The sequence below is a fragment of the Pauljensenia sp. C0170B4 genome (assembly GCF_056590235.1).
The window spans coordinates 323,970-335,759 of the sequence record NZ_JBWPVS010000003.1 but is presented as its reverse complement, the minus strand read 5'-3'; the positions used below and the strand labels follow the sequence as shown (position 1 = coordinate 335,759).

Sequence of the window (11,790 nt, the reverse complement as noted above, 5' to 3'; positions counted from 1 at the left end):
GTCAGGCCCACACGGTGCGTACCCGTGAATGCGTCTGATTGTTGCGGCTGGCCAGGCGAGCCTGCGCCAGCGGCCTCATCGCCTCGGCGCCCGATACCTCCACAAGCTGGCAAGGTCCAATCAGTTCGGCCCAGGCGCGCGCGAATTCTTTGGCTCCGGCTTTTCGCCTTCCCACCTCCCTGGGAACCTGCACGTACAGTGCCGAGGGTGAGATCCGTTGCGCGATCCAGCTGACCATGCGCAACAGCAGCGTCGACGGGCGCTGCGAATCTCCCTGAAAGGTCACGCGCAGCAGAAACCGCGGTGTCTCAATGGGAGCGAAGACTTCACTGACTGCATCGATGATGGTGCGTGCACTCGCATCGGGCACATCCGGCAAAGACACGACATAGCCGGCGGGCATTGCCTGGGTTCCCACTGTGACCGCGCCGTAAGGGCGGACCTGAACCTCATCGAGTGAGACAAGGCGCTGGCCGCGTTCTGAGGCGACAAGGCCGCGGGAGACGGCAACAGTGGCACCGGCATAGACGCGGGCGGGGTGTGAACGCCCTCATAACATGCGCCATATTTCAACGGGGAGCCGCCATGCGCCTGCGATGCCCAGGAGCACCACCATGAATGCCAGTGCTATCAGGATGCGGACAGGGTGCGTGCCCCACATGACGAGCATTGGCCAGATGATGCCGGCCAGCAGGGCACACAGGCCGGAAAGGAGGGCCACGGCTGTCCAGAGGGTGGGCGGCGAATAGAACGTTGGATTCTTTCCGGCCGACACTGCCGTGTCGTGGCTGGTGTCGCCTGAATAGGGCTGGCCGATACCCCACTGTTCGTAGGTGGTGGCTCGTGACGCTATGAGCTGCAGTGTCTGGTCATTGAGCTGGTTGATGGTGGCACGCCTGTCGCCTTCAAGAAGTGCGCGCAACCTGGCTTGCCCAGTGAGCGTGAGCGAGTGATCGATGCCGGTGACGATCTGTGGGAACTGACCTGATAGCAGGGTGTTGGCGGGCTGCGGCTGGTTGCCGGGGTGCGGGCGGTCACTGACTTGCAAGTAGTCGCTGGCCTGCGGGGCATGACCGGTTGGCAGGGTGACATCCAGTCCCCACAACTGTTCGTGGCGACGATTCATACGCGATATTTCCGCATCAGAATCCAGGGAGATACGCGGCGGCATCACACAGATCACTCCCCAGTTGTGCGCCACCTTTCCTGGCCATTGGGGATCCAAGCGCAGTGTGCGCCCACGCAGCTGCTGAGTTGCAGCTGATGTGGCCACAGCGGTCAGGTCAATCAGCGTGTTGACGGCCGGGCAGTCCCATCCCTCCCCCAGCAAGCCTCGGGTGCCGACCAGCAGACGTACTGTGCCTTGCTCCATCAGTGTGGATACCGCTCTGACAAGCACTGCCGCAGAAGGGGAGGATGATTCCACTTTGACTCTGGTCACCAGGTGGTCTGCCTGTTCCGGCTCGTTCTCGTCACCGCTATCAACTGCCAGGCGCAGACCGCTGAGTTCTTCAAGGGCGGGAATGATCCACTGCGCGTCAGCGCTGGCAACATGCAGGTGCTGTGAGGTCAGCAAAATCGGGTGCAGTCCCGCTGTTGTCGCGTCAGCACACACTCGGGCAAAACATTCCACCGCGCTGGCAACGGGGCCGGTGGAGCGCCCTCGTCGATTCCCTTCAGTGGCAAAGTCGCACACGATAACTGCCCGAACGTGTTGACCGTCCGCGCTTGCCAGCTCGTGATGCACAATATCGACGGCCGCATCGTTCTTAGCGTGTGACTGCGCCATGACGGTATCAACCGGATTCCGACCCGCACGGATCCCTCTGTCAGTCAGGTAATATCCAAAGTCTTTGAGTGTGCGGCGCATCGCGTGCCATTCATCGGCTCGGCTCGCATCCGGCAGAATCTTCTCCAACGCGAAGCGTGCACACACCCGTATGGCGCTGTCGATGCTGGGGCGTCTGTTGCCGATCAGTCTGGGCAGTGTGAGTGCTGCAGGGTGATCACCGTGGGTATGAATCAGAATCTGCGCAGCTGATTCCGTGAATGCATAATCGGCCTCCAATTGTGCATCTATACCTGTAGGCTGCTCGCCATCTATACCTATGAAACCTATTGATTCCAACAAAAAGTCGAGGCCTTCACCCCCTGCAAAAACTGCCTTCAAAAATCTACGCAATTGGCGATCATGAGAGGTAAGGAATGTGATTTCATCATCTGCCGGCTCAGTGAACCACACAAGATCCCGGTATGGTGCAAGGTTGCCTTCCCGAACGACGGCAGGGGTCGGAACCTCAAAGTCGACGTCACCGAACAGACCTGAATAGGTGTCAAATGCGCGGCCATCGTCCACACTGGGCAGCGTGGCGGTCAGACCGATCACGATCGGTTCGCGGCCACTGGCACGAATACGCGCCAACAGCAGTCCGATAACCAGTGCCCAGTGGTCAAGCAGATGATGGCATTCATCAAGGATGACTGTGCGCACGCCAGCCTGAACTATCCGATCAATTGCAGCAATTGCATGAGGGTGCAGTACGCGTTCCACCAGCTTAGGATCCTGCGCTGTCAGGGTTGTGCGGATCTTGGAGGCTCGACGAGAAATGCCGGAGCGATAAGCCGCGCTATTTGAGCTCTTCAGATCTTTCAACCATTCGTCAGCCGCCTGCACTGAGCGGCCCGCATCCACCAGGTCGTCGATCCACTGCTCCCGCGCCAAATCAGCAACAGCATCTGTGCTGCGGACGGTGGACAATGCCTGATATGTCAGCGCAGTGAAATCGCCGACCAATTCCGGATCTTCGCTGATCGTAGCTTGAGGTTCATCGTCCGGCACGGGTGCATAGGCGGCGGCCGCCCGGCTCAGCTTCGTGGCAGTCAGAGCCCATTGATGGCGAATAGTTGTCGTGGGAGCCAGTGCAACGGCTTTCCATCCTGAACGCATGGCCAGCATCAGGCCGACCAGTGTTTTGCCTGCTCCTGGCGGCGCCACAATATGCAGGGGATGATCCGGGCCTGGTGTCAAAGTGGCAAGAATGTCGCGTTGGTACGTGCGCAGGTTTCCCGTGAATTGCCACGTGCTCAGTGGGCGCTCCTCTTCACAGCTATCGGTATCACAGCGCTGACGCCTGTTCCTGTGCGCATCACAAGGCACAGCTGAGTCGTCATCAGGTGCGCTCGATTCGGGCTTGTGCATGCTTCACTCTAACCTGATGCGCGGACCACCAGCTCACACGGCAGCAGGACAGGAGCTTCCGTATGTTCGCCGTTGATCAGGTCACGCAGCATCCGCGTGGCAACGTCAGCCATCTGATCAGCAGGGTTCGTCAGTGACGTCAATGGCGGAGTGAAGCTCGCTCCCATTTCCGAGTTGTCGATCGACACCACGCGAACATCATCCGGTATGCGAATTCCCTGGTCACGCCACACATTGATTGCGGCCATCGTCATCAGGTCCGACGAGGAAAAAACAGCGTCAACTTCGCCCCGCTGAATCGGCTCGGTCAACTGATACCCCGCCCGGGCTCCCGATTCAGCAGTGAACGAGCCGTTGACAACGAGTGCCTCGATATCGTGAGTTCGCAGCTCATCACAGAAACCATCCAGACGATCCTGCGCTGCCACCATATCCGTTGATCCGGTGATAATAGCCGGTTTGCGCGATCCACCCTCGACCAGTCGGCGGGCAGCCATACGACCAGCCTGCTCGTTATCCACATCGACCCACGACTCAAAGGATGTGGATTGTTCGGGTCGTCCGATGAACACGATTGGAATGGGCGCATGCATGAAGGTTTCAACCTGGCCGGGGATCTGGTGATGAGAAGTCACGATCGCACCGTCCACATGCCCGTCGTACAGGAACGGTCGCAGGCGCTGGTGGTGGCCTTCCTTATCTGCAAATGCCAGAACCAGTTGCACGTCCGTGTCATCCAGGCTGGAGACAACCGCCTGCACAACCGAAGAAAAGAACGGGTCGGAAAAGATGCGTTGATCCGGCTCAGGCACAATCAGCGCGATCGTGTCAGTTCTCCGGGTCACGAGCGAACGGGCCGCACGGTTAGGCCGATAGTTCAGCTCCTTGACAGCGCGCTGCACGGCGCGCACTTTCTGCGGTGACACACGGGTATCCCCACGCACGACACGCGATGCCGTTGCACGTGACACGCCAGCTGCGCGCGCCACGTCCTCAAGGCGCACTGCGCCCGTGCGCGCGACTCCCATGACTCATCCTCTATTCCTGGGCGTCTGGAATCTCCAGCGTTCCGGTGCGCATGACGTCGCGGTACCACAGCGCTGAAGCCTTCGGTACTCGCTCGAGCGTGTCATAGTTGACGCGCACGATGCCGAATCGCTTCGAATATCCCAATGCCCATTCGAAATTGTCCATCAGTGACCATTCCAGGTAGCCGCGCACGCGGGCGCCCTCGTCAATTGCCTGGTGAACAGCTGCCAGATGATCACGAATGTACACCAAACGGTCGGCAGAATCGTCCACGTAATCGTGCTCATCAGCAACATCGGGGTAGGCGGCACCGTTTTCGGTCACCACAAGGTCAGCTCCTGCCGGCTCGGTGTATTCCCGATGCAGGTATGTGAGCAGCAGGTACAGGTCGTGAGCGTCGACCTCCCATCCCATATCTGTCAGCGGCAAGTTGCGCGAGACTACGCGCACAGATGATGAACCGACTTCCGGGCTGGACCGCAGCACTCCCTGCGCATTCGGTGCAGGCACCGATTTCCTGTATCCATCCTCAGGTGCGGCCACTGCCATTCCGTTATAGAAGTTGACCCCCAGCACGTCGATCGGCACATGGATTATCTCCATGTCTCCGGGGCGTACATACTGCATGATGTCGGCTTCCAGACGCATGTCTTCGACCACGTCAGCAGGGTATTCGCCGCGGAAAATGGGGTCAAGGAAAATACGGTTATGCAGCCCGTTGATCCTGCGCGCAGCATCCTTGTCACCCTCGCTTTCGGGGTCAGCGGGATGTGCCACCGTAAAGTTCAACGTGATTCCACGCGTCGGCTCCTCACCTTTTTCATTGGCGAGGGCGTCGATGGCACGTATCGCCAGTCCGTGCGCCAACAGCAGGTGGTGCGCCGCCGCCACAGCCTCATCAGGGCTGGTGTGACCGGGTGCATGCTCACCGCATGCGTAGCTGAGGAATGACGAGCACCACGGTTCGTTCAGCGTTGTCCACACGTCCACGCGGGCGCCAAAACGGTCATACACAGCGGCAGCGTAATCAGCGAACAGTTCTGCGGTACAGCGGTTCGTCCAGCCACCCTCGTCCTGCAGGACCTGCGGCAGATCCCAGTGGTAGAGCGTGAGCCACGGCTTGATTCCCGCGGCACGGAGCTCATCGATCAGGTCACTGTAGAACGCCAGGCCTTCTTCGTTGAGAGTGTGCCCGTCAGGCATGACCCGCGCCCACGACACGGAGAATCGGTAGGTGCCGACACCGAGGTCTTTCATCAAGGCGACGTCTTCTTTCATGCGGTGGAGGTGGTCGCATGCGACGTCGATAGTGGATCCGTCGATGATGGCGCCCGGGGTTTGGCAGTGAACGTCCCAGATGGACGCAGCTTTCCCGCCCTCGTATGCGCCGCCTTCAACCTGAGCTGCCGCGGTGGCGACGCCCCATCGGAAATCTTCAGGGAAAGTGAGTGTGGTCATCCTTTGACAGCTCCTTGCATGACGCCGGAGACGAGGTGTCGTCCGGCCAGGAAGAACAGAATAATCAGTGGTGCCGTTGCCACGACGACGCCTGCCATGATCAGGGAGTAGTCCTTGAAGTAGGAGGCTTGCAGCAGTTGCAGTGCAACGGGCAGTGTTGGGTTTTTCGCGCCCAGAACGATGAACGGCCAGAAGAAGTTGGTCCATGAGCCGACGAACGTGAACAGGGCGAGCATCGCCGCGGCGGGTCGTGCAGCTGGAATCGCCACTGACCAGAACGTGCGGAACATGGAGGCGCCATCCACGCGGGCTGCCTCGATCAGTTCGTAGGGCAGTGCGTCGCGGATGTACTGCGTCATCCAGAACACGCCGAATGCGCTGACCATGCCCGGCACAATGACGGAGACGAGTTCGCCGCTCCATCCCAGTTTTGTCATCACCATGAACAGCGGGACAACGCCCAGCTGTGCGGGCACCGCCATCGTCGCGATGATGAAGGTCAGCAGTGGTTCACGCCCGCGGAAACGCAGCTTCGAAAACGCGTAACCCGCCAGCATCGAGAAGAACACCACAGAGGCGGACGAGATCACTGCGACGATCACCGAGTTGATGAACGCCCCCCACACGTTGATGTCGGAGTTGAGGACGCGCTGAATATTTTCGATCAGGTGCCCGCCCGGAATCAGGGACGGAATCGGATTCTTGGCAATGTCAGGCGCGGTGGACGAAGCAAGCAAAAACGCGAAGTACAGCGGGTAAGCAGAGATCAGCAGGATCACTACCAGCAGTGCGTACTTGTACCACCGCGGCCGCTGGGTCGTGCCGAAACCACGGTGTTCGGGTGTGTCCGCGCGCCGGCCACGCTTTTTCCGCACAGGTTCGGAGAGCTCGTAAGCAGTTGATTGAACTGACGAGGCAGCCTGGCTCTTTCCTTCCTGAGTCCGTGCCCTGATGGTGCGACGACGGTCTTGCCTGGCTCTCGCGCGCGCCGCTGCGCGCGCAGCCCTTTTGCCGCATCGCTGCTCAATCATGGCAATCGACGGCTGGTAAGCACCTTCAAGGGTACTCATGACAGGTCAGCTCCTTTCCCTGCAGAAGTTGAATGTGCCGAACGGTGATCGGAGTGTGCGGCCGAGGTGGCAACCAGTTCGTGCTGCGCACCCGATTTGTCGGAGCGATGTTGTGCTTCGACGGCGCGCCGACGCGCCTCGCGCTTCTCAGCACGGGAAACCCTCTGACCGGAGGAGGAAATTCGCTTGGTCAGGAGGAAGTTGATCGCCGCGAAGAAAACGATGATGAGGAAGAGCAGCCATGCCACGGCAGATGCCTTACCGAAGCTCTTTTGCGCGCCCCACCCGACCTGGTACAGGTACATCGTCAGGGTCAGCCACTGGTTGTCGGCGCCGCCACCACCCATCGTGTCGTACATGCGCGGCTCGTCGAAGATCTGCAGGCCGCCGATAGTGGAGGTGATGACAACGAAAATAATGGTCGACCGAAGCTGCGGGATCGTCACCGAAAAGAACTGGCGGGCCGGGCCTGCCCCGTCAACGGTTGCCGCTTCGTACAGTTCACGCGGAATCGCCTGCATGGCGGCCAGAAGAATCAGAGCGTTGTACCCCGTCCAGCGGAAATTCACCATATTCGCAATAGCGATATGGGAGGCCAGAGCGTTGGCATGCCAGCCGATCGGACTGATGCCCACCATGCCCAGCAGCGTGTTGATCATGCCTGACTGGTCAGCGAAAACTTTCGAGAAGATCAGGGCCACGGCCACAGGCGCCACAACGTAAGGCAGCAGCACACCCATGCGCCAAAATGTCTTGGCACGCAAGTTGGCATCGAGCACCCAGGCAATGAATATCGCGGCGATGATCTGCGGAATTGAGGACAGTAAGAAAATTGAGAATGTATTGCGCAGCGCGATCCAGAAGACTGAATGGTCCAGAACGGCTGCGTAGTTTTCAACTCCGTTGAACCCTTTATCCCCACCGATCAGGTGCCATTTATGGACGGACACCCAGGCTGTATAGACCAGGGGGAACAATCCGGTCACGGAGAAAACAATAAAGAATGGCGAAATGTACAGGTACGGAGAGGCTTTGTACTCGAATCTACTGAGACGATCTCGCCATGTAACGCGCGCAGTGGCAGCATCGCTCGACATGGGTTTTCCTGTGTTCTTTCAGGTAGAAAAGCACGAATGTGCAAGATGGATCCGATGAGCTGGGGACTGTGGCGGGCCCATTTTGAGCCCGCCACAGTCTCACAGTGAGGAGTTATTGAAGATCAAGCTGGTTGTATTCAGCAATAACCTTGTCCCAGGACGCCTGGGCATCATCAGTCTTGTCGACATCGACGCGCGTAATGCCGTCGGTGACCAGCGTGGTCAGAGCGAAGAAGTTGGGTCCCTTGTACGGCTGGACCGTGATCTTCTTCGACATGTCAGAGAAGATCTGCCCGATCGGAGCGTTGTTGAAGAACTCGTTGGTGTATTCGGTCAGCTCCGGAGAATCCAGTGCTTCCAGCTGCGAGGGGAAGTTGCCTTTGGTCTCAAATGCCTTGATCTGCTGTTCGGGTGCGGTCAGCCATGCTGCGAGTTCCCTGGCTTCCTCCGGGTGTGCGCCCTGCGCAGGAACAGTCAGGTAGGAGCCGCCCCAGTTGCCACCGCCACCGGGGAAGACAGGAGCCACGTCCCAGCCTTCGACGCCTTCAGCATTTCCTTCGACAACGCCGAGCATCCACGGCGGGCACAGCATCGTGGCAAAACCATCATTCTGGAATGCGTTGGTCCAGTCTTCCGACCACTGTGACAGGTGGGCAGACAGGTTATCCTCGACCGACGCCTTCAGTACCTGGTCGTACACCTTCTTGATGGTGTCGTTTTGGTCCAGCGGGATCACGGTATTGTCAGACTCTTCGAAGGGCTGTTCAACCTGGTTCAAAATACCCTGGTAGGTACCGGTTCCACCGTCAAACCACGGAATTCCGGTTGCCTCGACGAACTGTTTGCCGACTTCGAAGTACTTGTCCCAGTCGCCTTCCAGCAGCTTGGCCACCTCATTGCGATCAGTTGGCAGGCCGGCTTTTTCGAACATGTCTGCGCGGTAGCAGATGGCTTCCGGACCGGCATCCGTGCCGTATCCCATCAGCTTGCCATCTTCAGTCATCGCAGCTTCGGCCTTCCAGTCCAGCCAGCGACCCTCAACGTCAGGTGAGCTCAAATCGACGAATTCATCTGGGTACTGCTTCAGTTCGGGCCACCAGTCCACTTCGATAGCTTCGATGTCCGACAGGCCGGATCCTGCTGCCAGACGGGTGAGCATGTTGTCGTGGGCTTCGTTCGAGGTGGCCGCTTTCTTCTGCTCGACCTTGATGCCCGGATGTGACTCCATGTATTCGTCAAAGAGGTTGTCGTAGCCAAATTCGTTGAATGTTGCGACAGTCAGCGTGATGTCGCCGTCTGATCCGCCGCCAGCCTCGCCTGATGCTGAAGATTCCGATCCTCCGCCTGACGAGCAGGCTGCCAACGCAAGTGCGCCAATTGAGAACACTCCGATGGTGCCCATCATTTTTCTCGATCTCACAACTACTCCTTCGTATGTGATGGTGTCGTCCATTGCCGATGCGCATGGACCAGCGCCCTGATAAGGCCACCTTTGGGAGCGCTCTCTCATTGTGTTCACAGGCTGAGAGCGCTCTCAACAGGATGTTTCCCATCATGCCACCATAGTGCGTAGGCTGCCACCGTTAAATGGACACAATTTAGTAACACCTCTCACAAGGCGGGTGTTCAGGCTTTCGCCGGTACTCCTTGTGTCTAACGGCAGCCGTCGCTCACAGTGCCACAGCTGTGGAGACCAGCGTCGCTACGGCGACGATTAACAGCAGCCCACCGAAAGTCAGTGTCAGGGTGCTGTCTTTGGCTCGAGTGGTCAATTTTCCGCCGAAGATTCCACCCACCATTGAGGCAGCCGCGAACGACAGTGTCACAACCCAATCGACGCTCACGTGAGTTCCCACCCGAGATAGCAGCCCCATCGCTGAGGCAATGATCATGATCAACAGCGACGTGCCTGACGCTTCCTTGATCGGGAATTTCAGCACCAGCACCAGCATCGGAACAACCGCGAACCCGCCGCCGACACCGAAAAAGCCAGTCAGGAAGCCTGTCAGTGTTGCCGCAGCGATCAGTGCCCAGACGTTGACGCCGTCCAGTGAGAAAAGACGACGAGGCGCGCGGGCACCCTCGTCAATACGGGTGGAGGAAGGGTCAGCATCGTCGCCATCAGCACCATCAGCGGGAGTATCGTCGAGGGCATCTGTGGACGCATCGCCGGATGACGATCCGGCACGGCGCAACACTCGCCAGATCATGAGTGTGCCCACGCACAGCAACAATGCGCCAAAACAGAGCATGAGGATGGTGCCGTCTACCAGCACGCTCAGGCGTGAACCGGCCAGGGACCCGATGCACGACAGGGCTCCGAAAATGAGCCCTTCCTTGATTCGAACCCGTCCGTGGCGCTGGTGGTCAACGATTGACACGACGGCGGTCAGAGCCACGATGACCAGCGACGAAGCGGCGGCAGAATGGGGGCTCTGCCCCAGCAGATACACCAGGATCGGGACGGACAAGATGCCGCCGCCGGCGCCCAGCGCGCCCACCACGACACCCACCGCTAATCCGACTGCCAACGCTGCAACAATGCTCATCATGTCCTGCATGTTCCCTTTCGCGTGTCATTCATAATGTCGCTGGCGGGCCGGCCCGAGACAATCAGGCCCGCCATGCGCTCCAGGTCAGCGCTGATGTGTCGGTAGAAGTGCTCGTATCCGGCGCACAGATAGTTCTGCCCGTACTCTCCGTCGACCGAGCGAACGAAGCGGTCCTTCGGGCATCCGCCATAACACAGCTGCAGGTACGGGCAACGCCGGCACTGTCCGGTCAGCTCGAGGCGTTTCTTGCGTGAAAAGCGGCCCATCGTGTCAGTTCGGGCCAGGTCAGCAAACGCGTCCGATGCCACGTTTCCCACAAGCCAGTCAGGTTCAACCCAGTGGTCGCAGGCGTACACATCGCCGTTGAATTCCATGGCGAAATTGAATCCGCACTCGGGCGCATGCACGCACACCGACGCGGCACCGAAAAGCGCAGACAAGGCTGAATCGAAATCCTGGACGAAGACGCGCCCCACATCGCGCTTAACCCAGCAGTCGAAAACGGTGGAGAGGAACTGGCCGTACGCCTCAGGGTCCACGCTGCGTGATGTCACATCCGAGCCATGCTGACGGTAGAACACGCTCGGAGCGCGCTCCCCTTCGCCGCGCCAGCCGTTTTCAGCCAGATCAGCATATTCGGGGTCGACGCGCTCCACGATGGGAATGAACTGCATAAACTCAGCGCCCAGCTCATCGCGGAAGTACTCGTACACTTCGCGGGCGTGGTGTTCGTTCGCATGGTGAACGGTGCACAGGACATTGCAGCGCACACCGGCTTCCTGCAGGTATCGCCACCCTCGAATCACCATCGTGTGTGTGCCGCGGCCACCCTTATTCAGTCGGTAGGCATCGTGCAGCGCCTCAGGCCCGTCAATCGACACACCAACCAGGACGTCGTGCTTGGCCAGGAATTGCGCCCAGTCGCGGTCGATCAGAGTGGCGTTGGTCTGAATCGCGTGGACAACGCGTTGCGAGGGGCGGCGGTAATCCTCGCACAGCTGGACGGCACGTCTGAAAAAGTCGAGTCCGCGCAAGGTGGGCTCGCCACCTTGCCACAGCATCGTCACCTCGCCGTCAGCGCTGGCGGCCAGGAACTCTGCGATGTATCGCTCCAGCGTGTCCTCGCTCATGCGTTGGCGCGGCACGTCGTAGAGCAGTTCCTTCGACAGGAAGAAGCAGTACTGACAGTCGAGGTTGCACGCCGCACCAGCGGGTTTGGCAACGACGGAGAAAGGAAATCTTTCGCGTGCCAGAGGTGTCCCGTCGAGGGAAGGGGCCTCGGTGCGCACATGTGGAAACGGCAGTGTTGTCAGTGCCGGCACGGAGTCTGCTGCGGGTTCGGGATCCGGCGCTGGAGATGATCCGCGTGTCATGGATACCTCCTG

The 11,790-nt window shown here is 59.3% G+C and carries 9 protein-coding genes; all 9 read right to left on the bottom strand.

The window, feature by feature from the left end; translation table 11 throughout:
• Position 1: 1 nt before the first annotated feature.
• Positions 2–418, bottom strand: coding sequence for a hypothetical protein (locus AC1EJ1_RS05745; RefSeq protein WP_480295516.1), 417 nt, complete (start codon positions 416–418; stop codon positions 2–4).
• Positions 419–550: 132 nt separating this feature from the next.
• On the bottom strand, positions 551–3,028 hold the full coding sequence (locus AC1EJ1_RS05740) for a DEAD/DEAH box helicase family protein (RefSeq protein ID WP_480295515.1): 2,478 nt from the start codon (positions 3,026–3,028) through the stop codon (positions 551–553).
• Between the two features lie 179 nt (positions 3,029–3,207).
• On the bottom strand, positions 3,208–4,227 hold the full coding sequence (locus tag AC1EJ1_RS05735; protein WP_480295514.1) for a LacI family DNA-binding transcriptional regulator: 1,020 nt from the start codon (positions 4,225–4,227) through the stop codon (positions 3,208–3,210).
• Positions 4,228–4,237: 10 nt separating this feature from the next.
• The gene (locus tag AC1EJ1_RS05730) at positions 4,238–5,686 is read right to left on the bottom strand and encodes a GH1 family beta-glucosidase (protein ID WP_480295513.1); all 1,449 of its coding nucleotides are present in this window, start codon (positions 5,684–5,686) and stop codon (positions 4,238–4,240) included.
• Complete coding sequence (locus AC1EJ1_RS05725; RefSeq protein WP_257525598.1) at positions 5,683–6,756, bottom strand: carbohydrate ABC transporter permease; 1,074 nt, start codon at positions 6,754–6,756, stop codon at positions 5,683–5,685. The genes AC1EJ1_RS05730 and AC1EJ1_RS05725 overlap by 4 nt, the downstream gene beginning before the upstream one ends.
• Entirely contained in the window at positions 6,753–7,853 is a 1,101-nt protein-coding gene (locus tag AC1EJ1_RS05720) for a carbohydrate ABC transporter permease (protein ID WP_083314412.1), read from the bottom strand. Before AC1EJ1_RS05720 ends, AC1EJ1_RS05725 begins: the two co-directional genes overlap by 4 nt.
• A gap of 112 nt (positions 7,854–7,965) precedes the next feature.
• A complete protein-coding gene (locus AC1EJ1_RS05715; RefSeq protein ID WP_227469246.1) occupies positions 7,966–9,273 on the bottom strand; it encodes an ABC transporter substrate-binding protein in 1,308 nt (435 codons plus the stop codon).
• A 250-nt stretch (positions 9,274–9,523) separates the two neighbouring features.
• Positions 9,524–10,405, bottom strand: a complete 882-nt coding sequence (locus tag AC1EJ1_RS05710; protein ID WP_285015453.1) for a sulfite exporter TauE/SafE family protein — start codon at positions 10,403–10,405, stop codon at positions 9,524–9,526.
• Positions 10,402–11,778: an anaerobic sulfatase maturase gene (locus AC1EJ1_RS05705; RefSeq protein WP_083314424.1), complete on the bottom strand. Its 1,377-nt coding sequence runs from the start codon at positions 11,776–11,778 to the stop codon at positions 10,402–10,404. The genes AC1EJ1_RS05710 and AC1EJ1_RS05705 overlap by 4 nt, the downstream gene beginning before the upstream one ends.
• Positions 11,779–11,790: the final 12 nt, after the last annotated feature.